This window comes from Corynebacterium sp. HMSC073H12 (assembly GCF_001837775.1).
GTDB classification, from domain to species: domain Bacteria; phylum Actinomycetota; class Actinomycetes; order Mycobacteriales; family Mycobacteriaceae; genus Corynebacterium; species Corynebacterium amycolatum.
The window spans coordinates 341552-367364 of sequence record NZ_KV834035.1 but is presented as its reverse complement, the minus strand read 5'-3'; the positions used below and the strand labels follow the sequence as shown (position 1 = coordinate 367364).

Annotated in this window: 22 protein-coding genes and 2 pseudogenes; 12 read left to right on the top strand and 12 right to left on the bottom strand. The window is 59.7% G+C overall.

All coding sequences use genetic code 11. From position 1 onward, the window contains the following. Positions 1-87 precede the first annotated feature (87 nt). Entirely contained in the window at positions 88-1908 is a 1821-nt protein-coding gene (locus HMPREF2708_RS06640) for a ribonuclease H-like domain-containing protein (protein ID WP_070833575.1), read from the top strand. A 4-nt stretch (positions 1909-1912) separates the two neighbouring features. Here the strand turns inward: HMPREF2708_RS06640 and HMPREF2708_RS06635 are convergent, their stop codons facing one another. The 3 genes from HMPREF2708_RS06635 to HMPREF2708_RS06625 all read right to left on the bottom strand — a co-directional run bounded on the left by HMPREF2708_RS06635 (position 1913) and on the right by HMPREF2708_RS06625 (position 5656). After that, positions 1913-2758, bottom strand: a complete 846-nt coding sequence (locus HMPREF2708_RS06635) for a crotonase/enoyl-CoA hydratase family protein (RefSeq protein WP_070833574.1) — start codon at positions 2756-2758, stop codon at positions 1913-1915. Between the two features lie 170 nt (positions 2759-2928). After that, positions 2929-3525 carry a superoxide dismutase gene (locus HMPREF2708_RS06630; RefSeq protein ID WP_005510435.1) on the bottom strand — a complete coding sequence of 199 codons (597 nt, stop codon included), beginning with the start codon at positions 3523-3525 and terminating at the stop codon, positions 2929-2931. Positions 3526-3661: 136 nt separating this feature from the next. Next, complete coding sequence (locus HMPREF2708_RS06625) at positions 3662-5656, bottom strand: alpha/beta-hydrolase family protein (RefSeq protein ID WP_246840360.1); 1995 nt, start codon at positions 5654-5656, stop codon at positions 3662-3664. A 94-nt stretch (positions 5657-5750) separates the two neighbouring features. Between HMPREF2708_RS06625 and HMPREF2708_RS06620 the strand changes: the two genes are divergently transcribed. From HMPREF2708_RS06620 to HMPREF2708_RS06605, 4 genes are all read left to right on the top strand, one after another. Next, positions 5751-6698: an L-lactate dehydrogenase gene (locus HMPREF2708_RS06620; RefSeq protein ID WP_070833611.1), complete on the top strand. Its 948-nt coding sequence runs from the start codon at positions 5751-5753 to the stop codon at positions 6696-6698. A 138-nt stretch (positions 6699-6836) separates the two neighbouring features. After that, positions 6837-8798, top strand: a complete 1962-nt coding sequence (locus HMPREF2708_RS06615) for a pyruvate kinase (RefSeq protein WP_083321888.1) — start codon at positions 6837-6839, stop codon at positions 8796-8798. Between the two features lie 118 nt (positions 8799-8916). Further along, positions 8917-9795 (top strand): hypothetical protein, encoded by an 879-nt coding sequence (locus HMPREF2708_RS06610; protein ID WP_070833572.1) that lies wholly within the window; start codon positions 8917-8919, stop codon positions 9793-9795. 48 nt (positions 9796-9843) lie between these two features. Next, complete coding sequence (locus HMPREF2708_RS06605) at positions 9844-10761, top strand: DUF5926 family protein (protein ID WP_070833571.1); 918 nt, start codon at positions 9844-9846, stop codon at positions 10759-10761. Between the two features lie 120 nt (positions 10762-10881). Here the strand turns inward: HMPREF2708_RS06605 and HMPREF2708_RS06600 are convergent, their stop codons facing one another. After that, positions 10882-12285 (bottom strand): LCP family protein, encoded by a 1404-nt coding sequence (locus HMPREF2708_RS06600; protein WP_246840359.1) that lies wholly within the window; start codon positions 12283-12285, stop codon positions 10882-10884. 131 nt (positions 12286-12416) lie between these two features. On the opposite strand from HMPREF2708_RS06600, the pseudogene HMPREF2708_RS06595 reads away from it, so the two are divergent. Then, positions 12417-13226: pseudogene (locus HMPREF2708_RS06595) on the top strand (fructosamine kinase family protein). Here the strand turns inward: HMPREF2708_RS06595 and HMPREF2708_RS06590 are convergent. Further along, complete coding sequence (locus HMPREF2708_RS06590) at positions 13223-14611, bottom strand: amidase (RefSeq protein WP_070833570.1); 1389 nt, start codon at positions 14609-14611, stop codon at positions 13223-13225. The pseudogene HMPREF2708_RS06595 and the gene HMPREF2708_RS06590 overlap by 4 nt on opposite strands. A gap of 33 nt (positions 14612-14644) precedes the next feature. On the opposite strand from HMPREF2708_RS06590, the gene pheA reads away from it, so the two are divergent. Further along, positions 14645-15580 (top strand): prephenate dehydratase, encoded by a 936-nt coding sequence (gene pheA / locus HMPREF2708_RS06585; RefSeq protein ID WP_005510446.1) that lies wholly within the window; start codon positions 14645-14647, stop codon positions 15578-15580. 3 nt (positions 15581-15583) lie between these two features. Beyond that, complete coding sequence (locus tag HMPREF2708_RS06580) at positions 15584-16375, top strand: histidine phosphatase family protein (RefSeq protein WP_070833569.1); 792 nt, start codon at positions 15584-15586, stop codon at positions 16373-16375. 34 nt (positions 16376-16409) lie between these two features. Here the strand turns inward: HMPREF2708_RS06580 and HMPREF2708_RS06575 are convergent, their stop codons facing one another. The 3 genes from HMPREF2708_RS06575 to HMPREF2708_RS06565 form a co-directional block, all read right to left on the bottom strand. Then, entirely contained in the window at positions 16410-16955 is a 546-nt protein-coding gene (locus HMPREF2708_RS06575) for a DUF1707 SHOCT-like domain-containing protein (protein WP_070833568.1), read from the bottom strand. A gap of 75 nt (positions 16956-17030) precedes the next feature. Continuing rightward, positions 17031-17375 carry a metallopeptidase family protein gene (locus HMPREF2708_RS06570; RefSeq protein WP_070833567.1) on the bottom strand — a complete coding sequence of 115 codons (345 nt, stop codon included), beginning with the start codon at positions 17373-17375 and terminating at the stop codon, positions 17031-17033. A 47-nt stretch (positions 17376-17422) separates the two neighbouring features. Then, positions 17423-18676 (bottom strand): septum formation family protein, encoded by a 1254-nt coding sequence (locus HMPREF2708_RS06565; protein WP_246840357.1) that lies wholly within the window; start codon positions 18674-18676, stop codon positions 17423-17425. A 194-nt stretch (positions 18677-18870) separates the two neighbouring features. Between HMPREF2708_RS06565 and HMPREF2708_RS06560 the strand changes: the two genes are divergently transcribed. After that, positions 18871-19521, top strand: coding sequence for a LysE family translocator (locus HMPREF2708_RS06560; RefSeq protein WP_070833565.1), 651 nt, complete (start codon positions 18871-18873; stop codon positions 19519-19521). 46 nt (positions 19522-19567) lie between these two features. Further along, the gene (gene serS / locus HMPREF2708_RS06555) at positions 19568-20830 is read left to right on the top strand and encodes a serine--tRNA ligase (protein WP_070833564.1); all 1263 of its coding nucleotides are present in this window, start codon (positions 19568-19570) and stop codon (positions 20828-20830) included. A 208-nt stretch (positions 20831-21038) separates the two neighbouring features. Here serS and HMPREF2708_RS10915 read toward each other — a convergent pair. Next, a pseudogene (locus HMPREF2708_RS10915) lies at positions 21039-21184 on the bottom strand (transposase); the annotation flags it as partial. A gap of 200 nt (positions 21185-21384) precedes the next feature. On the opposite strand from HMPREF2708_RS10915, the gene HMPREF2708_RS06550 reads away from it, so the two are divergent. Next, positions 21385-22008, top strand: coding sequence for an ABC transporter ATP-binding protein (locus HMPREF2708_RS06550; RefSeq protein WP_070833563.1), 624 nt, complete (start codon positions 21385-21387; stop codon positions 22006-22008). Further along, positions 22005-22901 carry a hypothetical protein gene (locus HMPREF2708_RS06545; RefSeq protein WP_070833562.1) on the top strand — a complete coding sequence of 299 codons (897 nt, stop codon included), beginning with the start codon at positions 22005-22007 and terminating at the stop codon, positions 22899-22901. Before HMPREF2708_RS06550 ends, HMPREF2708_RS06545 begins: the two co-directional genes overlap by 4 nt. A gap of 205 nt (positions 22902-23106) precedes the next feature. On the opposite strand, the gene HMPREF2708_RS06540 is transcribed toward HMPREF2708_RS06545, so the two are convergent. From HMPREF2708_RS06540 to HMPREF2708_RS06530, 3 genes are all read right to left on the bottom strand, one after another. Continuing rightward, positions 23107-23949: a DUF5808 domain-containing protein gene (locus HMPREF2708_RS06540; protein WP_070833561.1), complete on the bottom strand. Its 843-nt coding sequence runs from the start codon at positions 23947-23949 to the stop codon at positions 23107-23109. Then, positions 23946-24281, bottom strand: a complete 336-nt coding sequence (locus HMPREF2708_RS06535; protein ID WP_070833560.1) for a PadR family transcriptional regulator — start codon at positions 24279-24281, stop codon at positions 23946-23948. Before HMPREF2708_RS06535 ends, HMPREF2708_RS06540 begins: the two co-directional genes overlap by 4 nt. A 257-nt stretch (positions 24282-24538) precedes the next feature. Further along, positions 24539-25711 carry an alpha/beta hydrolase gene (locus HMPREF2708_RS06530; protein ID WP_070833559.1) on the bottom strand — a complete coding sequence of 391 codons (1173 nt, stop codon included), beginning with the start codon at positions 25709-25711 and terminating at the stop codon, positions 24539-24541. Positions 25712-25813 lie beyond the last annotated feature (102 nt).

Sequence of the window (25813 nt, the reverse complement as noted above, 5' to 3'; positions counted from 1 at the left end):
TGCCAGATGCAGTGGCTGCATCACGATTCTTGCTATCCAAGCTTAACGTGAAACTTCCTACCGAGTGGCGATACGCTAATTCTCATTGTGACTGATTCATCCGTTTCGCGCCCGCTTCTCCACGCGAGCGACCTCATCGGCTGCCGCTACCGGCTGAGCCTCGACCTCCGCGAGGGGCGGCTAGTCGAACCTGCTTCTCACCAAGAGCACCGCTTGCCGACGTCCATCGCGTCCATTCCCGGCCTGTACACAGTGGCCCCGGGACCGGACGCTCACCTGGATACCCTTGAGGCCATCGCCCGTGGAGAAAGCGTCATCGCCGGTGGCGTGCTCATGCATGAGCGTCCGATTCCCGGTGGGGTGTACTCGGGAATCGACGAGATTTGCCACCCCGATTTGCTGGTCAAGGTCGATGATTCACCGCAGACGACCTCACCGACGTACATGCCGGTCCTGGTTGTCACACGGCATCTGCTCTCTGCGCGCAAACCAGGCCGGCGGCGCAAGCCGTCGTCAAGCAATGCGGCGCGTGCGGCGGCGATGCAGGTGCGACTGCTGGGCGTTGATCGGCTCGGGCGTGATGGCGTGATGGGGCGGACCCTGCGTCAGGCGATGGTTGTTACAGATGAGTGGAAGCTACGGCATTACGGACCCGACGCTGTGAAGCTTGGGCAGGCAGCGGCGATACTGCACCGCCTGGGCGTGTCTTGTGGCCTGGTGGGGGCGATTAGTGCCACCGGGATGAACCTGGATACACGGCATATTGTCATTGCCGATGAAGGTTCGCGCGTGGCCTCGTATCGGATGGCGTTGCGGGACGCGCGTGATGCCGTCGCTGCCACTCAGGGGCGACCGTCACGGTTTACGCCAGGCACCTGGCCGCTGGCGCCACGGCGCATCCGGGAGTGCCGAACCTGCCGTCACCACGACCATTGCTTGGATGAGCTGACCGCAAGTGACGACATTTCCCTCCTCCTACCTGGGGATAAGTCCATGCGGTTGCGCAGTGTGGGCATCGACACAGTCACGGCACTGGCGCAGGCGAGTACCAACACTCCGCACGTCAGCAAGGAGCAGGTGTGGATGGCGAGGGCGCGGCTTGCCGACGTCGACGCGCTCCGGGTAGCCGCTAAGACATCGGCCCCGCGTGGCGATGTTGAGATGGATATCGATATGGAGGCGTACCCCAACGATGGCGCCTACCTGTGGGGAACGTGGGTGCCTGGGGAGGACTACCGCGGGTTTATCACCTGGGAGCCACCGGGGCCAGAAGGGCTCGGCGGCACGGCGGAGGCCAGGAACTTTGCGATTTTCTGGGATTACCTGATGCGGCGTCGAAATGCGGCGCATGAACAAGGCAAGACCTTCCGCGCCTATTGCTGGGCGGCAGAGGGCGAGAACTATTGGCTGCGTCAGAGCGCTACCCGGTTCGGTGGCCAGGAATTTGTGGTGCCCGCCGATTCGGCGGAGCTGGCTACAGGCGATGCGGCTGGTTTTAGTTCCGAGGCAGCTGGCCCGACAAAGATTGTGCGGGTGCCGACCCGCGAAGAAGTGGACAAGTTCATTGCCTCGGAGGACTGGGTGGACATGCTGAAGGTCGCCCGTCGCCAGATCCTCTCCACCGTCGGCATGGGGCTAAAAGTCGTGGCCCCGTGGTCGGGCTTCCACTGGCGCGACGCCGATGTTGACGGCGAGGCATCGCTGGATCTGTATCGCATTGCGACGGCCACTGACCTCGACTTTGTCGCGGAACAGTCCTTTGAAAAGCTCACGCAAGCCGAGGCTCGCGCCATGCTGCTGCGCTACAACGGCGATGACTGCCGATCGGTAGCCCACGTCCGCGACTGGCTGGATTCACAGCGCGCGGCTGCGGACCTGCCGCATGGGGATGACCTGCCGGTTCCTTAGCGCGCTAACCACGCGCCCACGTGCTGCGCCGGGCGAACTTAGGTGAGACCTTCTTCATCGCAGCATTGCGAATGATGGCCGTATTCTTGCGGGCTAACAGCAGCAACTGCTGTGTGCGCTCGGCATGGAATGTTGAGCGAGGGGAGCGGTGCACATCGCGGAAAAGCCGCTTCGTCGCGGCCAGCTGATCCGGCGAGCGTGTCGCCAGCTGTGCCAACTTCTCCTTGGACAGCTCAAACGCAGCGTCCTCCGTGTCCACGGCCCACGTCGCCAGGCCCATCTCGGTTGCTTCCTTGCCGTTGAGTTCTTCGCCAGACATGGTCAGCCAACGTGCAGTATCGGCGCTGACCTCATCGAGGATGGTTCGCATACCGGACATATCCGGAATCAGTCCCCACTTCGCTTCGAGGATTGACCACTTGGCATCGCTCGTAGTAATGCGGAAATCAGCACCTAGTGCAATCTGTAGACCACCGCCGTAGCAGTGCCCATGCACCGCCGCAATGACCGGCACGGGCAGGCGTCGCCAGTCCCAGCAGGCGCGCTGGAACAGGTTTGTGCCGTGGATATCGGGGACGAATGAGCGCAGAATACGCGAGGGTTTCTTAAATGCCGAGGCGAAATCGAGTCCAGCGCAAAACGATTTGCCCTCGCCACGTAGGATTACGCCGCGCAGATCACGGTCAGCTGTCAGTTTCCGGGCGACGGCGGACAGCTCGGTCAGCATCTCAAGTGTTAGACCGTTGAGTTTGTCTCCGCGGTCCAAACTGACGACAGCGATTTTCGCCGCCTCTGAATCAGCTACGGCGAGGTGTTCATAGGCGACGTTGACATTGTTGCGGGTGCTCATGGGCACTAACGCTAAACGACGGCTACGTGTGCCGCCCAGGAAATACCAAAAGTGTTCTCAAACAAGACATAAAAAACCGACCCGCTGAGGGTAAGCCCCGTCAGCGAGCCGGTAAGCCATCTTTAGCGCGCAGCAGGGACGCGTAAAAAGCCGCGCGCTGTTAGCTGAAATTACTTGGCAGCTGCGAACAGCTCTGCAGCGTAATCCCAGTTGAAGACGTTCCAGACAGCCTTGACGTAGTCAGCCTTGACGTTCTTGTACTGCAGGTAGAAAGCGTGCTCCCACATATCCAGCAGCAGAACCGGCTTCAGGTTGATGGACAGGTTGCCCTGCTGATCAGTCATCTGCTCAATAACCAGGCGCTCTGCAATGGTGTCGTAACCCAGAACAGCCCAGCCGGAGCCCTGCAGGCCCAGAGCAGCAGCGTTGAAGTGAGCCTGGAACTTCTCGAAAGAGCCGAAGTCGCGCTCGATAGCCTCAGCCAGCTCACCGGTCGGCTGGCCGCCACCGTTCGGGGACAGCAGCTTCCAGAACAGGGAGTGGTTGGTGTGGCCACCCAGGTTAAAGGCCAGGTCCTTGGACAGGCCGGTAACAGCTGCGAAGTCGCCGGACTCGCGAGCAGCAGCGAGCTTCTCCAGAGCGGCGTTGGCGCCGTTGACGTAATTAGCGTGGTGCTTGCTGTGGTGCAGCTCCATAATCTCGCCGGAGATGTGCGGCTCCAGAGCGTCGTAAGCGTAATCCAGCTCAGGAAGTTCGTACTTAGTCATTAGGAAAATTCCTCCTCAACACGTTTTTAGGTTGTGCCGTCGATGGTACTCAAGATGAGCGGATGCGCAACCATTTAAGCAATACAATTAATGCGAAATTCGTAAAAAATGCTGTTCAGAGGTATCTGTCACAAGTTTATGAACGTGGCGGCTGAATGCGGCGAATCCATTTACTCACGCGCTTGAAGCGCATTCCGGCCGCGCCACCCAGGTCGTCGTCAAGCGGAATGTCGAGAATGGAAGCCCACGTGGGCAGCATTTCTTCCTCGTACCGGTGGCCGTGACCACCGGGGACGGTGACGGATGCGAGCCCGTCGATAAGCACCTGCCAGAAGGTGACGAACGGGTGCCAGCGCATAGAGGGGAGAACGTCACGGCCGACGCGCTCTGCAAGCCAGTCGGGGCGGCGCCAGGCCAGCGGGTAATCCCACCAGACGATGGGGTCAGAGGCATGCTGCAGAAATGCGACGCGCGGGAATTCCCACGGCCCGAACTTGGTGCCATAGAAGGAGTGGTACAGCTCGTCGGGGCGCGTAGCGAAGCGGATGTTTCGCCCTTCGTCGATGACCGGAGCGATTTCCGGGGACCCCTTTGTCCGACGGTGCGTCAGCTCTTTCCACATTGCGGAGAACTGTGGTGTGCCCGTCCAGACAGCACCGTCGACGCGTGCGAGCATGTCAGCGGAATTCTCGAATGCGCCGAGACCGCCAAACCCGCCGAGGGATTCACCGGCGACGTAGACCTTTGGCCGGTCGTTCTCCGGCATCTTGTCGACTTCCTGCAACACCCGATGGATAAGGGTGTGGCCAGCCGCGATTGGGGTTTCGTGGTCCGTTAGCCATGCCACTGGGGAGGGGAGGTCAGAGTACTGCAGAGCGACAGTGGCGCAGTTGCCAAGGGTCAAGAACTCTGCAGCCTGCGCCGACCACGGTGGCACCCAACCGGTACCGGTGGTGGTGAAGACAACCAGATGATCGCGCCGGAACGCGCCGGTGCGGTGCATCTCGCGGATGATGAGCTCCGCTTGTTCCCGCAGAGAACGACCTGGCACCTTGCCTGCATAAATGCGGATGGGTTCCTGCAGTTCGGAGAGCGGCTTGCCAGTAACCACTGCCAAATCTCGGGCACGGGGGCCTTCGGCGACAAAGACGCGCCCCTCGGCGCCGAGTGCGTACCACGGCTCCAAAGACCATGGACTTCCGGAACGTTCCGGCTCCCAGGGCTGCATGCGGCCTGGAACTACCAGGGTATTCAGGTAGCGGGACTTCTTGGCGATGGACTCCAAAGTCCGACGGATAAGCAGTCGGTCAATGCTGGCGGCCACGGCACCACCGACGATGGCACCACTGAGAACCGGGGCGAGACCGCGCGGCAGCCAGGGGCGGAGGTTGTCCCGCAGTAAGTCATAGCCGCGATTGGCCAGCGCGGAGAGCCCCCGAGTGGTCAGGTAGAGACCACTGGCAATCATTGTGGAAGCGAACTGGCTGCGTGCGGATTCCTGCTCATCCTTGCCCACCAGTCGGCCAATTTCACGCTGCTGGGAAATGGAGCGCAGCCACAGCGCCGAGGTGGTGGCCGTGGTGGCAACATGCCAGGTCACAGCCAGTGCGCGCTCGTGTCGAGGTGCCAGCGCAAAGCGGCTGAGCGGAGTGCTGGCCAGACGCCGCATCGTCGTGTTGTAGCCATAGCCGATAGCCACCCCGGTGACATGGCCCGCCAGCTGTGCCAGGAAGGTCACAGTAACGGTGGCGGTCCGAGTACGCGGCATCAGCGAGGGGCTAAAGGCAGCCCATGACGCAATTTCTGCACCAATTAGACCGGGGTTGGAGGGAATGCCCGCCCGCAGTGCGCTGCGGATAGTGCCAGGGCCAGTACCTAGGAGGCGTTCGCGAAAGACTTTGGTGGCCATCAGACTGCCGGTGCCGACTGCGCCCAGCGCTTTGGCCATGCCAGCTGTGCCAGCGACTCCTGTAATTCCCGTTCGCGCTGCTCGTGCAGCTCGCACTGTCCTGGTGGTTTCGATTGGCTGAGCTACAGGTGTGGTGCCCGTAGACGCAATCGAGGGCGCAATCGAAGTAAATGCGCGACGCAGGAATCCCATAACTCCCATCATGGCAAAATTTTTTTCCACGCGGGTTATTCATCCCGCGCCAGTTTTCCGCACAAAGCGTAGCCTGTGGGATGTCGCAACGTTTTCCGAATCGGTTGAGAAGGATCCGAGGGCTATGAAGCTATCCACAGGAAATAAGGTCGTGCTTATCGGCGCTGGCGACGTCGGCGTGGCATATGCGTACTCGCTGGTCAACCAAGGCACTGTCGACCATTTGGCAATCATTGACATCGACGAAAAGAAGACGATGGGCAACGTCATGGACTTAAACCATGGCGTCGTGTGGGCTTCGTCGCGCACCAAAGTCACCCAGGGCACGTACGCCGACTGTGACGATGCCGCGCTGGTAGTCATCTGTGCAGGCGCAGCACAAAAGCCCGGCGAGACTCGTCTACAGCTGGTGGACAAGAACATGAAAATTATGAAGTCCATCGTCGATTCCGTCATGGCCAGCGGTTTTGATGGGCTCCTACTGATCGCCTCCAACCCCGTCGACGTACTCACATACGCCGCGTGGAAGTACTCCGGGCTGCCACACAACCGTGTCTTCGGCTCCGGCACCATCCTGGACACCGCACGTTTCCGCTACATGCTGGGTGAATACTACGATGTTTCCCCGATGAGCGTGCACGCATACATCATTGGTGAACACGGCGACTCCGAGTTGCCGGTGTTGTCCAGCGCCAACGTCGCAGGCGTCAGTCTGTCCAAGCGGCTCGCCGCCGACCCCGCGCTTCACGGCGAGCTGGAGAACATCTTCATCCGAACCCGTGATGCCGCCTATGAGATTATCGATGCCAAGGGCTCTACCTCCTACGGAATCGGTATGGGTCTGGCCCGTATTACGCGCGCCATTTTCCAGAACCAAGAGGTAGCTCTGCCGGTCTCCGCATACTTGCAAGGTGAATACGGTCATGAGGACGTGTTCATCGGAACACCAGCCATTGTGAACCGTCGAGGAATTCGCCGCGTTATCGAGCTTGAGCTGGACGAATACGAAAAGAAGCAGCTGGACAAGTCCATTCAGACGCTCCGAGATGTGCAGGATCCATTCTGGAAGTAACTGCTGGTAGCGAGAGTAGATGTCTTCTCGACATGCGCTTTCGGCCGTCTCATTTGAGAATGAGAATGCCCACCTTCTATTGGCCCGCGTGGCCGACTCTGGCCAACGCTTCGTCTTAAACACAGGAGTGCCTTCTCTATGGCAGCGCAGAGCCCTCAAGACACAGCAACTGACAACACTGAAAGCGGCGCGGCCGTACCGCGTCTGGATGACCTCATCAGCAAGGTCACTGATCTGATCACAGAGTTGGACGACGTCTCGGTGGAGGCTTCTTCACTGCTCGCAGAGGTGCCGGAAGAGCGCCGTCGGCACGCGGAAAACCTGCTGCACTACGCACACCTGCGCACAATTGACATCCGTGAGCTGCAAAACAGCTTGCACGACCTCGGCGTGACCAGTCTGACCACGGTGGAGACTTTCACCCGGGGGCGCCTTGAGCTCGCTCTCAACGCGCTGTTGGCGCTGGCGGGGCGCACCTCAGACATCGATGTCGCCCGCATTATTGCCGACGATGAGCGCGCGGATATTGCCCTGGATAACAACGCCACCGAGCTGTTCGGTCAGGAGCGCGCGGATGTCACTTCGCACATTATGGTGACCCTGCCCGCCGAGGCCGCCGACGATGCAGAGTTGGTGGAGAGCTTCGCCGCCGCTGGCATGGATCTCGCTCGCATCAACTGCGCCCACGACGGTCCTGAGCGGTGGAGCCGCATGATTGACAACGTCAATGCTGCAGCTGAGAAGGCCGGTCGCCGCATCTTCGTGTCCATGGATCTGGCTGGTCCGAAGCTGCGCACAGGCGATATCGAACCCGGGCCGCGTGTGGGTCGCGCCCGTGTTGTGCGTGACGACGCCGGCACGGTCATCTCCAAGTCCAAAATTTGGCTGACTCCACGGTTGGATGAGCACCCCAAGCCAGCTCCGAGCGATTTGCCGGGGCGTCCCGCACTGCCGCTGGAAGCAGATCAGGGGTGGTTGGAACAGCTGCAGCTTGACGATGTCATTACGCTGCATGACTCCCGCTCGGCGAAGCGTCACTTCACCGTTGTGCGCATCGACACCGACTCCGAGGGTGAGGTCGAGGCCGTGCTCGCCGAGGGGGAGAAGAACGCCTGGATCGCCGAGGGCACACACCTGCGGAGCAACTACGAGGTCACACGTGCTGGTGGCGTGCCACCGACCGTGCAAAAGCTGCGGTTCCACACTGGGGATGAGTTCATTCTCACCAGCCGCGAGGAAATCACTACCATTCCACGCACCGACGATGAAATTCCACGCGTCTCCTGTTCGCTGCCGTCTGCCGTGGCGGCTCTGAAGCCGGGCGATCCGGTGCTTTTCGACGACGGTGCGCTTGGCGCTGAGGTGGTTGAGGTCTCCGAGACGTCGTCAAGCGAAGATAGCCACGTCGATGCCCGCTTGCGTGTCCAGCGCACCAAGCCGAACGGACAGCCGTTGGCGGCGCATAAGGGCATCAATCTGCCGAACACCGACCTGCCGCTCAATTCGCTTACCGACGAAGACATTGAGCACCTGCGCTTTGTGGTGGAGCATGCGGATATCGCTGCGGTGAGCTTTATTCGCACGCAGGGGGATGCTGAGTACGTCTACAAGGTGCTCGATGAGATTGCGGCAGAACATGAGGCTGCGGGCCGCGAGGACCTGGCGTCGAAGGCTCGGAACCTGGGTGTTGTGATGAAGATTGAGACTATTCCGGCATTCCAGAATCTGCCGGGAATCATCATCGCCAGCATGAAGCGCGCCAAGTCCGGTCTGATGATTGCTCGTGGTGACCTGGCTGTGGAACTGGGCTTCGACCGTATGGGTGAGGTTCCAGGCCAGATTCTGACGCTGGCGCAGGCAGCCGGTGTGCCGACCATTCTGGGTACTCAGGTGTTGGAGAACATGGCCAAAGCCGGCCTGCCGTCCCGCGCGGAGATTACCGATGCAGCCTTCGCCCTGCGTGCCGAGTGCGTGATGCTGAACAAGGGGCCGCACATTACCGAGGCCATCGCGATTTTGAACAACCTGGCCCGGAAGATGGGACGTTCGCAGCGTAAGAGCCGCATCATGCTACGGAAGATTCGCAGCTGGTCGGACTAGTGGCTGGGTTAGTGGCCGGGCTAGTTTAGGTAGGTTAGGGGGAGCGCACCTAAAAACACCGTGGGAGAAAAGACTGCGGAAGAAGCCGGCCGCGCGTAAGAGAGGAGCCCTGCGGAAAATGTCTAATGAACAGGCAGAAAACGCGGGGTGGGCTGTGCCGCCGCAGTCTCCAAAACAGCAGCCACAGCAGTCCCCACCTCAGGTGGTGCTGCCACCGCAGCAGAGCTGGCAGCCAACTGTCTCGGATTCGACCATCACAGGTGTGACGCCGCGCTGGAAGGCCGATGAGATTGTTCGCAAGCGTGCGGACAGCGTCTTTCGATGGGCAATGAGCGGCGCCGGAGTATTCGCCGCATTTACCGTATTCATCTGGATGAGCATCCTGAGCCCCGGCCAGGATTTGGTGGTTTCCCTCCTCGGCGAATTGGGAGCATGGGCTTTCGGTCTCTGCGGAATGGTTTCCCTCATTGGGCTGGGTTTTTCGGTCTACAAGACCCTCCAAGTGCTGCGTGACCGCGCAACGTATGCCCGCCCACTGCTGTCGCGCACGGCAACGGATGTGCGCACGATGCACATGTGGCCAGTGCGCAACATCACGGGGCCCGTGGTCGCGTTGGCTGAAACCGGAGTCACTGCCGTAATGGGGCCAGGTCGCTTTATCTGGTATCTGGCCTGCGTTTTATGGCCACTTGCAGCGGGTTGGTTCATCGCCGCCGACGTGTCCCGGACGTACTTTCAGGCCGGAATCATCACCGTTTTAGCTTGTGTGACAACTGCCCTTACGGCGCGGCTACTCGGCTACGTGTTGGCTCCCGAGGAAGTACATCGCCACATTCCCGTTGGGGCAGGTCGCGAGCGCACCCAGCCCGGTTTCTGGTCCAAGGGCTTCATCCCCAGCGAAGCTACCGATGAACAAGGAGAGGCGGGCGCAACGGCCGTCGACAAGCAGCTTTTCGAAGGAACGGCGAGCGAATTCGTCGACGATTTTTATAAGTAGCCCAGGCAGTCGCGAATTACGGACTGCGAATAGGTATTCTGTGGCCTTGTGGGAAAGAAATCTCGTAAGAAGAATAATCAGGCCCCGGAGGGCATGAGCCGCCGTCAGGCGAAGCTGGCAGCCCGCGCTGCTGAGCGTGCAGCGTTGCTGGGCAATCCGCGTCCGTTCAAGGACTTCGACGAAGAGGCTGACATCGTGGCTGTCCGCGAGTTCGCTCCGGCTGTGGTCATTCCGGTCACGGTCGCTGACGCTGAGCGTGACATCAAGCTCTGCACCGTGCTGCCGGGTGGCGTAGCCGCACTGACGCGTGCCGCTGACCAGGGCAATGAGGCTTTCGTCGCGCTGCAGACGCAGGCTCGCACCAATGACGGCGCTGCGGATCTCTCCCGTGCGCTGGTATGGGCTCGCGATGCAGAGCCGGGTCAGCAGCTCTCCGCCGCTACTGACGGCGAGGCTGCACCGCTTACCGACGTCCTGACCGCCGTGGATCTCGACAACATGGAGGTCCACCAGGACTTCGAGTGGTGGATTCCCAAGGGCATTGAACGCACCCCGATGATCGAGCAGAACCTGGCCGTGGCTAACGACGCGATTCTCCCGTCATATCGCCTGGATGCGAAGGTCGCGGGTGCTGTGTGGTGGATTGATCCGGGCGAGCGCGCCCACATCCGCTGGGTGCGCCGTGAAGATGAGAAGCCGCTGCTGGATGCCTTGGCACGCGTGCACGCTGCGGACAACCTTTCGCTGGGAGAGGGCACTAAGTTCGCTGGTGTCTTCCGCACCGATGGCCTGCTGGTGCCGGTCTGGGACCTGGATAACACCAAGCCGCACGACCACTGGATTGCTGCCGTGGAAGAGGCCGACAAGCGTATCGCTGAGGCGCTGGCCAGCGAAGAGCCGCTGACCGCCGAGGAGCGTAAGTCCCGTGAGACCATCGTGTCCCGTCAGGTGACCATTCGGAACTAGGCGGTTAGGCAGCGAGTCCTAACTAGCTTGAAGAACTAACGCGTGTGGCTCAGCGAAAAGCTGAGCCACACGCGTTAGTTGTCTCTAAGCTATCTGAAGCTGTTTTAGCTACTCTCTTGGCTATCTCAGCTCCGCAAAAAGTGTTGGAGCTTCAATTTCGTCCCAGAGCAGCACATTGCCCGCATAACCGGTATCCATGGCGCCTGAGGTGGGCACGGTAAGAGAATCGGAACCGAAGAGCATGCGCAACATCAGCCAGGTCAGATGCCAGACATGGTCACCATCGCCGACGAGCACGGCCTTAGTGCCAGCATTGGCCAGGCGAATCCAGCGGTAGGGGTTGAGCCATACCGCAGGTGACTTCAGCCGTCCCATCAGCGCACTCATGAATTCACGCTGCCGCTCTACGCGGTCCAAGTCTCCCTGGGCGGTAGCACGCGTGCGCACGTAACCCAGGGCACCCGCGCCATCGAATTTCTGACAACCGGCCTGAATATTCAGGCCTGCCAGCGGATCGTCGATGGCTTCTTCAGGGCACATTTCGATGCCACCGACAGCGTCGACGACACCGGCGAACCCGCCAAAGCCAATTTCGGCGTAGTGGTCGATGTGAACTCCAGTGTTTTTCTCTACGGTGTCGATGAGCAACTGGGGGCCACCAAATGCGAATGCCGCATTGATCTTGTTTTTGTCATTGCCCGGGATATCCACGAAGGAGTCACGCGGGATACTGACCAACTTCGGCTTACCGAACACCGGAATGTGGGCAATCATGATGGTGTCTGTGCGCTGGCCGAAATCACCACTGCCCGTCGACAGCTTGGCGGCATCTTCCTCTGACAAGCCCGTACGAGAGTCCGAACCGACGAGCAACCAGTTGGAGGACATCGTATTGTCAGGGCGATTTGCCAGACCTGAGAACGCGTCGACCCTGGTCAGACGGATATCGACAAGTGCCATCGTGGCGACAAGGAAGATGACGACAACCAGGATGATGGATCTAAAGCGCAAGCGTGGCTTCCGCATGCGTGGCATGCGGAAGCTCGACCTGGCACCGGCTGCGCCACGACTGCTGCGGCGTCCACCACGGCCAGAACTCGCTGCTTGTGGGGCACTGTAGTAGTCCTGCGACGAACCCTGCGAGGAAGATTGGAAATCCGCATCCGGGTTATAGCCGGGTGGAGGAAACCGCGGATCGCTGCCAGCGCGTCCGCTACCGGTCCGGTTCATCGGTGGACGGGATTCAATGCGCGTTTCGTTCAGTGGCGCCTGCCGACGTTCTGGTTGCGGCCTAGACCTGCGTGGAGGCATAGGCGCTGGGCGGGCTGCCCCTGCCCGAGAAGGGCGGTCCGGGCGGGGAGGGATGGGGCGTCGTGAAGCGCCACGCGAATCGGCCTCACGGGGGCGAGCATGCTTCGGCGACGCCTCATCCACACGGCGGTAGATGGGGCGACCATAGCGATCTTTGAGCGGCCTGCCGTATCGGTCGCGGGCAATGCGCGAGTCGTCGAAGTTGCCTTCCATACCAATTAAGAATAGGCAACGACAGTGCACTAAGAGAACCGAGACAGCAATACAAGTATTGGTAGCGCTGGCGTTACCCTGCGTGCGACGTGCTGAAAGGGTTTGGGATCGAAGAAGAATATGCTGGAAATATGTCCGCAATGAACCAGAACTACGAACGTGCAGTCAACGGGTCGGATGTTTATGTCAAGAGCCGACATGGTGTCCCTCGAGGGTTCTTCGCCTGTGAGGCGGCGGGGCTGGACTGACTGCGCGAGGGCGAATCTGACGGCGGTGCGCGCGTAGTGGATGTGCTGGGCGTGAGCGGGCATGCGCTGAAATTGCGTCGAATTGAGTCGATGGCGCCGAATCCACAGACGGCGTACGAGTTTGGGAAATCGTTGGCCATTACCCACAATCTGGGCGCCGCTGGCTGGGGTGCCGGCCCCGATGAGTGGGAGGGGCACGGCTACTTCGGTCCGCTGGATCAGCCACTACAGATGGACCTGACTCCACGGGAGAGCTTCGGTGAGTACTGGGCGAAAGGACGTCTGCTGCCTGCGCTGGGAAAGTTGGAAAACTCCTACAATAACCGTCAGCTAGATATCTTTGACCAGCTCATTGACCGGCTCTTGGCTGGAGATTTCGACAACGAGCCAGACGCTGCGCGTGTCCACGGTGACCTGTGGTGGGGAAACCTCATGTGGGATGCAGACGGCGCGATCTTGATTGACCCCGCGGCACACGGCGGAGCCCGCGAGGAAGATCTGGCACTGCTGGCGCTATTCGGGGCAACGCACTTCGACGAGATCTTGCGTGGCTACGAATCTGTACATCCCCTGCCGGATTTCGCCGAGAGCTGCGAACTCCACCAGCTCTACGCGGTGCTCATGCACGCGGTGCTATTTGGTGGCGGATACGCCGGACAGGCAGCGGCAATGGCAGCGAAGTACGTGCGTTAGCTGGCGTTAGCAGCCTCCAGCACGCTAGCAATTTCCAGTAGTTCTGTCTCGCCGCAGCGTACCGCACCGATGTTGACGCTGGTGGCGGGGAGCTTCGCATTGGGTGTGCTGCCGCTTGTGCCCGGCACAGCAATTGGCACGGACACGCTTGCCCACCCAGTCAGATTCCACAGCGATAACCACGGAGTCCACCGGGTTTGCTCGTCAAAGTCCTCCCACGGCGCCAACGCAGAGAAATGCCCAATACGTGGCGGATCAAACGCCAGCGTTGGCGTAATCACCGCATCGACTTCCCAACGCGACCGAATCGCGCCGGGCAGAGCCATTCGCTGCTGATGCGTCGCCGCTGCTTCCGCTGCGGAAATCTCCTGGCCACAGGCGCGAATCCACTGCACGATTTCGGAGTAGTCCGCGCGCGGTAATTTCGTGGCCATTCGCGTGATGGTCCGTCGAAAGATCTCAAACACGTCCGGACCTGCCGGGTCATAGGGGCTGGGCACTTCCACCACCTCATACCCGGCGTCGGCAAGACGGTCAGCCGCCGCCCACGCACCGTTTGCCCAGCGCTTATCGACGTCCACCTCAGCATGAAACGGGCTGACAGTGACACCGATGCGAAGGGGGCGCTGGGACCGTCGGAAAACATGCGAGGTTGCGGAAAAGGGCACCCCGGCCAGTAGCGCTGCGTCATCGACTGTGCGAGTGAGAAAAGCAGGCGTGGAGAGATTTCCACCCGCAATATCGTGTGCTGGCTTCAACCCAACGAGGCCACAGCAGGCAGCAGGCACGCGGATGGAACCGCCGCCGTCCGAGCCCAGAGCTGCGGGAACGACACCAGTTGCTACAGCTACTGCGCTGCCTCCCGAGGAACCACCGGGAGTGCGTGGCGCGGTATCCGGCTCATAGGACAGCTGATTGGGCGCGGCGAAATAGGGGTTTTCCGGAGCCGGGTAGCCAATCGGCTCGGTGTAGGCCGTCATCCCAACCTCGGAGGTGTGTGTAGTCGACGTGAGGATGGCGCCGCGAGCCAGAAGTTTCGCCACGGGTTCCGAGGTTTCGGTGGCGGTGAAAGCCAAGTTGGCGGAGCCCATCGTGCATTTGACACCGGCGATGGTGAATAGGTCCTTGATCGCCACGGGCAGTCCCAGGAGGTCACGCGGGAGGCCGTGGCTAGCGCGCCGGGCGATCTCTGATTGGGCAGTGAGGCTGCGTGCGCGGTCGACAGCGTGCTCGGCCAAGGACGTGGCAATACCGAAACGGGCGGGATTGGTCGCGGCGTCGTCGGCAAGCGTGGCGAATTCCGAAACGATTTCCGATACCGAGATTGCGCCACTGCGCACGGCTTCAGTGAGGGCGCGGGCGGGCATCTCGGAAGAAGAGGTCATGCAATAAGTGTAGAAGCCCTCTAGTCTGAGCTTATGACGACGGTTACTTATTTGGGTCCTGCGGGCACATTCACCGAGCAGGCGCTGTGGGACATGGCGCGTGCTGGCGAGATTGATCCGGCAGGGGAATCCGCGGTCAATGCGGTGCCGGTGGATAGCCCTGCGGCCGCGCTTGGAGCCGTGCGCCGAGGGGAAGCGGACTTTGCCTGCGTGGCTATCGAAAGCAGCGTGGACGGTCCCGTCACACCAACTTTTGATGCCCTCGCTGCTGGGCCGGAGCTGCAGGTTTTCCGTGAAACCGAGGTCGGGGTGGTCTTCTCTATCCTGGTCCGTCCCGGTACGACGGCGGAACAGGTGCGTACTTTTACAACACATCCCGTGGCGTATCCGCAGGTCAAACAGTGGGTGGACGCCAACCTTCCGGGCGTGGAAGTTCATCAGGCCAGCTCCAATGCAGCGGCGGCCCACCAGGTCGCCGAGGGTACCCATGACGCTTGCGCTGCCCCGGCCCGCGCGGGTGAGCTGCTCGGACTTGAGGCGCTGGCCACCGAGGTCGCCGACGTGCGCGGTGCCCGGACCCGTTTCCTGCTGGTGGGGCGCCCCGGCGTGCCGACGCCGCGCACCGGTGCCGACCGCACCTCGGTCTCATTCACGCTGCCGAACCAGCCCGGCACACTGATGCGCGCCATGAATGAGTTCGCAGTGCGACAGGTCAACCTCACCCGCATCGAGTCGCGGCCGACTCGAGAGCTCTTCGGCCTCTACCGCTTCTACATTGACTGCAACGGCCACGTTGATGATGCACAGGTTGCGGCGGCTCTCGCGGCACTGCACGAATACGCCGAAGATCTGCGCTATCTGGGATCTTGGCCGGTCGCTGAGGGCGGTCGCCGCAGCATTATGACCCCGCCTCCGGATATCTCCCAGTCAATTGAGTGGGTCGACGCGCTCAAGGAAGGACGAAGGTAAAACATGACACCCGCCGCGCCCGAAAATCCAGTTGGACAGCTGCCTTTCCTCGATGACCGCCCAGACCGCCCTGAATCTGTCATGCCGGTTGATTCCCAGCGCATCATTTTCATCCGCCACGGGCAGACCACCGGCAACATCAACCGCCGCCTGGATACCGCATTGCCGGGCGCACCGCTCACCGACCTCGGCGTGAGGCAGGCGCGCAGTCTGGGACGTCTTTTGCTTCCCGACGTCCACAGAATCGGTGACATTGTCACATCCCATGCCCTGCGTGCGCGCCAAACTGGTGCAGGCGCGGTCGCAAGTCTGCACCACCTGGGAGAGACTTCCGTTCGCATCCGCCATGAGGGTGGTCTCCACGAGATTCAGGCCGGCGACCTCGAGGGGCGCAATGATCGCGATGCCCACATGGAGTACATGCGCGCCTTCTACCAGTGGCTCAATGGAGAGCTGGAGTACCGCCTTCCCGGCGGTGAATCCGGTGCTGACGTGCTGAACCGGTACCTGTCGACGCTACAGCAGCTGCTGGAGCAAGCAGGAGCGACAGGTGGTGAATCCAGGGAGTCCAGGGAGGGCGGCAGCAAGGATGTCGTCATTGTCAGCCACGGCGCGGCTATTCGTCTGATTGGGCAGTATCTGACCGGGGTGGATCCGGAATACGCACTGCGACACCGCATTGCCAATACCGAGCGAATTGAGCTGGTTCCGAGCGCAGCGGCCGTCGGCAAGCGTGCCGGCATTGAACCGGGAATGTGGGATGTGCGTCGCTGGGGCGACAGCGAGTTGCCTTAGAAGGGAGCGAAACGGTGACCGTTACTGCTGACCGTTACTGCTGGCCTTCCTGAATCTCGCGGCGCTTCTGAGCTGCCAGGCGTAGTCGTTCCGTGCGACGCTTGGATTCCTCTTCGTTGATTTCGTTGAGGAGTTTTTCTTCGTCATCATTGATGTTCAGTACAGCGCGCCCGATAAGGGCAACGGCCGCAGCGACGATGAAGCCGAGCCATGCGTTGTCGATATTGGTCGCAAACATCAGAACGATAGTGACACATACGATAACGCCTGCAGCAGAATCAACAATGTTGAGCTGGCGGCCCTTTTTCATCAGAGTTTGCAGCTCTTGATCGACACTTTTGTGCTGCGGTTTAGCCGGGGTGCCCTGTGAACTCTCGGGGGAGAACTCAGCGGGCAGGTCCGCGAAGAGAGTTTGCAGTTCTGCCCGAGTTTTAGCGGAAGCAGCACTTTCGGCGCGTTTGGAAAACTCATCGACATCCAAGTAGCCATCAGCGAAATGATTGCCGAGACGCTCCATGGCAGCGTTGCGCTCCCTGTCGCCGACCCTGATTTCTGGCTTCTCGCTCGCGGTGTCGCTCATGGTTATTAAGGCTACAGGGAAGAAATCTGCTGTGAAGAAGCCGAGAGGAACGAGACCGTGCACGGCGGGACAAACTTATCCGTAGCCGAGTCGGTCTAGATCCTCTTCCTCGAGGCCGAAATAATGCCCAATCTCATGCAGGAGAGTGACCCGAATCTGCTCCACCAGCTCCTCTTCGGTGCGGCTGATGCGGCAGAGCATGTCGCGATACAGGCTGATTTGGTCAGGCGGACCCCAGTGGTTGTTAGAACGCTCAGTCAGAGGTATGCCCTCGTAGAGTCCCAGCAGTGCGGGTTCGTCGAGGTTATATGGGTGGACCTGGATGATGACCTGATCGAGCTGGTCGAGAAACTGCGTGGGGATGCGGTCGATGGCCTCATCGACAAGTGCATCGAACCGCTCCGGGCTAACGTCAACCATTTATGGTGCTGCCTCGCAATGTCCTCTTGTTTTACTGGCCGATTGTTCTACTGTCCGGCTGGAGCGACTGCGTTATCCGCAGCGCCTGCTCCTGCGCCAGTACCGTCGGCACCGACCTCACCGACGTCACCTGTGCCAGCGCCAGCGCCAGCGTCACCCTGCTCCTCCCGCAGCGGATTGCGTGGTGGCGGAGCTACGGGCGGCTGGCCGTCGATAGTGAAGGACTCGTTAGCGTGGCCGTTGAGAGTGGAGAACCCGCCCTGGCCATTGTCCTTAATCAACCAGCAGTTCACGCTGCGCGAGCCAGCATTGAGCGACTCCTGCGACAATGACGTCCAAAATGGCAGCAGCGTCGAGTTATACAGCGGGTCGTCACCACCGAGGTAATTCTGCGCGAGAGTCACACACTGCTCGGCGAGCACATCATTTTGCTCCTGGTCAGTCGGGATATTCTCGCCGAAGTGATCGCGGAGATTGACAATTCCCGTCGACTCCATCAGGTGATCTTCCACGCACGGCACCTGGCGGATGGCGCCGTTTTCGTCCAATGTCACGCAGCGGCCGCCCTCGAACACGCGGGACTGGTCCTGCCCGGCCGCAGGACCGGACATGTGCGCCGTGTTGCCGTCTTCATCGACGACCTGGATACCGCACAGGAAGGTTCGGTCACCCTTTTCCCACTGGCTAGGCGAAGGAATGATCGGCGCCGTGATAAATCGACCGTCTGGATCGTACTGGCCGCCCAGGTATTCAGTCACAGTGTCGCGACACACGCCATTTTGCAGAGCCACCAAATTGTCCGCTGTCGGGTAGTTGGCAGTTTTGGCGTATTGCCCCGGATGTTCCTCGTAATCGGCGAGATTCAGTTTCTTGGCGACCTCATAAGCGTGCGGCTGCTCACAGGGCACGACGCGGAAGTCAGAAACATTCAAATCTTCTGCCAGATTCCAGTCCAGACAGTTGCCCGCGGTTGCGCTGGTGAACGCCGTCGTCTCCTTGTCGACGATGGTCGTCGTTGTCGACGATGACGCGCTTGCCGACGAACCCTTGCCCCCAAGTGGCCCACTCGGTGGCTCGATGACTCCCGCTTGCAGCGCGAATGCCATTCCCGCGGCGCCAACCAGCATTGCCGTCGACAAAGCGCGCATTCCCCAGCTTCCACGCGAGTTATTCGAAGCGTTGGCATCGTTGCTGGCTGCGGAGGATGCGCCAGCGCTGGCATCTGCGCCAGTACCTGCACCGGAGTCAGTGTCTGTGGCGGCAGCGTGCTCGCGATCCTGGTTCATATTGTCATCAGCCATAGTGACCCCATTGTGCACCGCCAATGAGCCTGTGGACAAGGTAACGCTAAAAGCGACAACGCTGCCATGAGCGTTGATGTCGTGGCAGGGAGCTCACTCATCGACGCTCTGCCCGAGTTTGCGGTCCGAGTTTGCTCAATAACTTCAGGCACTACAATAGTCCGGTATTTGTTCGCTACCCGAGGACACGAGTCTTGACCTGGACTGCACTACTCAGCCTGCTGGGCGTCCACATTATTGGCATGGCCTCACCAGGGCCTGACGTCTTCTTAATCCTGCGCCTTGCCACCAAATCCCGAAAGCACGCCATCGCAGCGGTTGCGGGTATCAGTACTGGCGCCACTATCTGGATGACCCTCACAGTTTTTGGGTTCGCAGCTGTCATCACCGCCAATCCTTTGCTGATGGGCGTAATCCAGCTTGTCGGTGGCTGTTATCTCATTTACATGGGCATCAGTATGGCCAAGGCAGGCATCAATACCCTCCGCGAACTGCGCGCCGGTGCCGCACCAGCCCTGGGAAGCGAGGCGCTCCGGTCGCCGAAGGCGACGTTCCGCCAGGGCTTTTTCACCAACATGTCGAACCCGAAGATTGTTCTCTTCCTCACGGCAGTGCTTTCACAGTTCATTCCCGCGGGCGCATCTGTGGGGACGCTCGTGCTTTGTACGCTGGTGCTAATCGTCTCCCAAATCGCTTTCTTCCTATTTATCGCAATCGTGGTGTCGACGGATGCCGTCGTCAAGCGAATGGTGCTGGCAGGACCGTGGATTGACACTGTCGCCGGCGCGATCTTCCTCGTCCTCGGCGCGCTGCTGGTCGCCTCAGGAGCGGAAGCGGCGCTCTAACCCGCGCGTACCTGCTTATCGACGTAAACCAGGTACTCTAGGTGACGTGATTGATCTCAAATTTCTCCGCGAAAACCCTGAAGTAGCCCGCGAGTCCCAGCGCACCCGTGGTGAGGACCCGGCATTGGTCGATCAGCTGCTGGAAGCTGACGCTAAGCGCCGTGAGGTTATTGCCTCCACCGACGCGCTGCGTTCGGAGCAGAAGGGCTTCGGTAAGAAGATTGGTCAGGCGTCGAAGGAAGAGCGCCCGGCCATGTTGGAGAAGGCCAAGGAGCTTTCCGACGCAGTGAAGGCAGCCGAAGCAGAGCAGAAGGAAGCTGAGGCTGAGGTCGAGCGTCTGCAGTACCTGATTGGCAACATCGTTACGGGTGCGCCCGCCGGTGGCGAAGATGACTTTGTCGTGCTGGAGGAAATCGGCGAGATTCCACAGTTCGATTTTGAGCCCAAGGACCACCTGGACCTCGGTGAGTCGCTGGGGCTTATTGATATGGAGCGTGGCGTCAAGGTCTCCGGTTCCCGCTTCTACTTCCTGACCGGCTACGGTGCCATGCTGCAGCTGGCCATGATGAACCTGGCTGCTCAGAAGGCAACTCAGAACGGCTTCCAGCTGATGGTGCCGCCGGTGCTGGTTCGTCCGGAGACCATGTCGGGTACTGGTTTCCTCGGTGCGCACTCCGATGAGATTTACTACCTGCAGGAAGATGACCTCTACCTGGTCGGTACCTCGGAAGTCGCGCTGGCCGGCTACCACTCCAACGAGATTATTGACCTGTCGGAGGGACCACGTCGCTACGCTGGTTGGTCTTCCTGTTTCCGTCGTGAAGCGGGCTCTTACGGCAAGGACACCCGCGGAATCCTGCGCGTGCACCAGTTCGACAAGTTGGAGATGTTCTCCTACTGCCCGCCGGAGCAGGCGGAGGAAGAGCACCAGAAGCTGCTGAACATGGAGCGCGAGATGCTGGCCGCGGTTGACGTTCCGTACCGCATCATCGATGTTGCTGGTGGTGACCTGGGTGCATCCGCTTCCCGCAAGTTCGATACCGAGGCATGGGTGCCGACGCAGAACACTTACCGCGAACTGACCTCGACTTCGAACTGCACGACCTTCCAGGCTCGTCGTTTGAAGACCCGCTACCGCGATGCCGATGGCAAGTCCCAGTACTGCGCCACCCTGAATGGCACGCTGGCCACGACGCGTTGGCTGGTCGCCATTCTGGAAAACCACCAGCAGGCCGATGGTTCTGTGGTGATTCCGGAGGCCCTGCGCCCGTTCATGATGGGCAAGGAAGTTCTCGAGCCGGTTAAGTAGGTGCGGCCCCGACACAGCCACACACTCACTTCACGACACCTATGGCACCTCATGCCACCTTCACAGCTGGCATGAGGTGCCATAGGTGTCGTGAAGTGCCCTAGGGGGTGTCCCTATGTTCTTGCCAAGCCTAAATCGGAGTTTTTAAGTGAAACTCTTAGGGGTAGGTTTAGGCATGGTTATTGGGCCCATCAACTGGTGTTGGTGGGCCTGATTTTCGTGTCACAGGAGCAATTCCTGCATAGGCGGCCAGGTGGCCAGAGGATGCGAAGTCGGATCCATCACCGATGGAAAGCAAGATCTGTGCTGCGGTCTTGATACCGATTTCCGGCATACTCGATTCAAGGCCTCGGAGGCAGGGAAACCCTCCAGCATGCTGTCGACCTGGCCGGCGATAGGTTCGCGTCGGCTCGCTGATCGCTGGGTTCGCGTGGGCTGGGCCAATTTTCAATTCCCAAGACGTAGCTGGGGGGGGGCTGCGCTAAAAAGTAGGTGGGGGATTGAGCCAATAAATTGTCACGAAGCCGGTAAAAAAGAGGGCGGATAACAGCAGCATGATTGAACCAGGAAAAACTTCTCTCGAAGTTGATTGCAAGTTTGGCCACAACAGCATTCTTGGTGAAATCACTGCGAAAGTCGGTGCGGGGGAATTCGTCAGTATCACCGGCCCAAATGGCGCTGGAAAAACCACGTTGATCAGCACCATTGCTGGTGAGATAGAGCCAATCGAAGGTACTGTGCGAGTTGCTTGCGAGGGCGAAGAAACTTTCGTTGATCCGTCAAGCCCGCAAGGCGCTGGCTGTGTGACCAGCATTTCTGATCCAGCATTTCTACCGGACCTCACGCTTGGCGAGCACATTAGCCTGGTTTCACTGCGCGCAGGTGTGGACATGGATACGCTGCTGAGTCGGTTGGAGCCTTGGCATGTCACCGAGCTGCCCAACACGTTGCCCAGTCGGCTTTCGAGTGGTCAGAAGCAGCGGGCAAACTTGGGAATTCAATTGGCGGTCGCGGCTCCGATTGTGGTGTTGGATGAGCCCGAGCGACACCTCGATAGGGATTGGACTCAGCTGCTGTGCACGCAGCTTCGTCACATGGCGCAGTCTGGGGCCACGGTGATTGTGGCATCGCATTCGCCACGCCTCATTGAGGATGCAGACAGGGAGATCCGGTTGTGAGTTTCGCAGGCTTTACGATGGATCTACCGAGCGCCTACCAAATAGCGGGAATTGTCGGCATTGTTTTATTGCTGGCCATCCTTGCGGAACGAATGGCTCCGCTGAGGTCCGTTGACCGCGACCGCTGGGAATGGGAGTATCGCCCCGCACGTCGATTTCCCGGCATTGACCGCGATGGCTGGCTCCAGGTGCTGGTGTTCACCGTATTTGGGTTCGGCATTGGCGGGGTTTTCCGATATGTCCTTGGGGTTGCACGACCACGTCGTTTGGCGACGGTGCTTTCTAATGGCGTGACACAATCGATGACTCGTGTGACCCTGATGTTCTTTAATGCGGAGCTGGCATCGAATATTCACGCTGCTTCCTGGCTGCGGAATGCCAAGGTCAAGGAGCGGCCGTTCGCGCAAACTTCCTTGCCGGTGTTGATGCTGCGCAGGCTGGTGCGGCGTGGGTATATCCCGTTGCTATTTGTTGCGATTGCATTGGCGGAGTTTTCGGTTGTCCCGCTGATTGGAAATGGTGGGCGCACACTTGTACTACTCTGCTGGGCGGTGCTTGCCTCTGCAGTATGGCGGGCGACTGGGCTCGAAGCGCCAGGTCAGCTGCCGTGGCGAGTGGCGATACTGAGCGTTGTGACCGTCCTGGGAATGGCCGCACAATTCCTTCCAGGAATGCCGATGAGCCCCATGTATTCCATGCTGTGGGCTGCCGTGGCAATTGTTTATTGCGCGCTTGTCCGAGGAAAGCCGCGGGAGACTAATGATTTTTCCTCGATTGAGATTGGTTTGGGCGCACCATTAGAAATGGGCAAGCTGGGGTATTGGTTTTCCGGCGGTCTTGCGATTATTCCGGCTATTGCATCGGAATTGATGGCGATTGCGCCGATTATGTAGGAGCTGCGGCTACAATGCTCCGACTAAGCGGTCGGGTTGCGTCGGCGGGAAAAGGGGAATCCTAGGCGGAGAGGCAACGTCTTCTACTAGGAGCTGTTGGCCTACAGCTCCTAGCTGTGAAGTACTTCGATTGCGATAGCGAGCAGGCCGGTGCTGACGGGCTGCGGAGTAACGCTTTGACCTGCCCGAATTACATCGACATGGTTTACGACACCCCAGCTTTCTGCCACGTGGCCTTCAGCCCAGCTCTGAGTGGCAGTGCAAGGCATGCGGCCGAAGCCACGACCGACGTGAGGGCAACACCAGCTTGGATTAGAGCCGGATTGAGCTTGGAGTTTTCTTCCGAGAGAACACCGATCAGCTGAGATGGCGCAATTGTGCTTGCGAGCGCGCCTAGGGACGCGACGCGCAGAGTATCTTCGCGGTCATCTGCCTTGAGCAGCGAAGCAGCTGAGAATCCAGCTCCGACTGTAGAAACCACGAAGGGAAGAAGCAGAGTTTCCTTCGGTGCTGTCTTTTGAACTGCCTCGCTGTTTAGCTTCCATTTTGTGTGGACTTCGGAAGGCAACTGCTTCCAGGACATGGCCAGTGCGACTCCGTGCGCAACCGTCACGGCTGCGGGGAGAAAAGCGGTCGCCTGCAGTGCGCGAGCCGGAATTTCAGAGATAACCTCACCGTCAATATCGTCCGGGCGGACAACGCCCAGCTTGGTCGCTACTGCAGCCCAATTGATAGACCAGCCGAAACCCAGCAGGTGAGGTTGGAGGATCCGCGGGTCGTCCACGTTCCACAGAGAAGCGCGACCTTGCTTGGAAAATACCCGAAGCGGTTTGGAGAGGTACCTACGCAAGGTGCTTGGTTCTCCAACTTGTTCGGCTACGCAATTGGCGTAATCGGTCGCCGTTCCCAGCTCTTCGGCCAGGTCCGCGTGGACGTCGTTAAGCTCTTGCAGAAGACTCTCCTGCTCGGCGATGATCGCCTTGCGTTGTGCGTGCGATATGCCGATTTCGCGCAGTTTGTGGTCAATGGCGGTGAGGTAGGTGTTCATTGGGGCTCCTCGGAAAATAGTGCGGTCATGTCGGCGGATAGGTCGATGAAGTCCTGATGTAGCTGCGTGAGTGTTTGCAGTCCTTTGTCTGTTAGTGAGTAGTACTTGCGGGGCGGCCCCTTGGGGGATTCCTCCCAGCGATTGCTAATCAAGCCGTTGGTAGTCAGCCGCGAGAGTAGGGGGTAGACGGTTCCTGCGGGCGCGCTGAGGTGGGGGTAGGCGTTGAGCTTTGCGACGAGTGCCGCGCCATAGAGTTCTTCGCGAGAAATCAGCTTGAGAATGGCGAGCTCAAGTACTCCCTTCTTCAGTTGTGTTTGTGGACGTTTGGGCATCGCGTTGTGCTCTCTTTCCGGCGGTAGAGGGAAGCTGTTCGAGCAGAAGCCTTTTCATACCTAGTACCTTGTAATGCCAACTATACCCCCGGTAGTTTGTATTGCCAAGTACTGAACGCCTATATAGCTGGCAGAGAACAGAACAAACAAAAATGAGGGGCAATTGTCAAAAGACAATCGCCCCTCATCCCACCGGGTTAGCTCTAGGAAGAACTCGTAACAGCTAGGAAGCGGTTCGGTTCCTATTAAGCCCTCAATTAGATGCGCGCATCAAGCCATGCAATAGCCGTCGCAATGGCCTGGTGCTGTGCCGGTTCATTGAATACCTCGTGGAACTGGCCTTCGAACTCAATCAGCTGCTTGTCGGTGGACGAGATACCGTTGTACCAGTCACGCGAGAAGAACGGTGGCACAATCTCATCCTGGCCACCCATCATGACCAGGGTCGGCTCAACAAAGTCGACGGAGTTGGTGCCGTTGTAGGTGGCGGCAAATGCCATTTGCTGAGCCATGCCGAGCGAGAGCTTGGAGTTATTGTACGGATCAGTGCCGTATTCATCGCGCACTGCCTGGGAAGAAGAGGTTTTCGCACCCAGCGGGTTGCCAACCTGAATCAGGTCAGTGCCCGGCAGCGAGGGGGCGCGCATCTCGGTACGGTTCGGTACTTCCTTGAGCATGCGCGTGTTGAAAGTAGTCATGTCCTGGAACGGCAGGCGTTGGTAAATCGTCGGCTGCGCCTCGCGCTGGACATCGGTCATGGCTTCCGGGGTAATCGTTTCGCCCTTGTCTGTGCCGCCGTAGGGGTTGAAAAGAGCGCCACCGCCATTGGCGACAATGCCATCGACACTGCCTGGGTACTTGATGCCGTGGAAGTCCACAGCAAGACCGCCCATGGAGTGGCCGAGCAGGAAGGTCTTCGTGCTCGGGTTCTCCGCCTTGGCCTTTTCGACGAGCATGTGCAGGTCATCGACAAGCGAGTGGAAATCATCGATGTGGCCACGAGCAACTGGAGTGCCTTCAACCTGGCCCGTGTGGCCGTGACCGCGGTGGTCGAGACGGTAGACGTTGTAGCCGGCATTCAGCAGCTTGCCGGTTACCCACTCGTAGCGACCCAGGTGCTCTGCAGCGCCATGCACGACGACGACAGTGGCCTTGGCATTCGGGATGGTGTTGGACTTCCAGTAAATCTGGGTGCCCTTGCCATCCTGTGAGGTCATGTAGCCGTCGGTGACCGTAACGTGGCGTCCGTCAACCGTAGTGGTTGGTGCCGGGGTGGTTGGCAACTCGACCATCGCGGTGGACTGCGGGTCAGGGGTCGGTTCCAGCGGGTTCTTGATGAAATCCGTTGGGGCGGCTGATGCTGCCGGGGTGGCCAGGGCCAAAGTCAGGGCGGTGGTCACACTCGCAGTGAAAATCGATGCGCGACGCATGATTGCTCTTTCCTGTTTTCAATCGAGGTGGAGGGGGTAGTTATAATGATTTTATTATAACAAACAAGTCCTGAATTTATAATAAAAATGGCTCGGAAAACC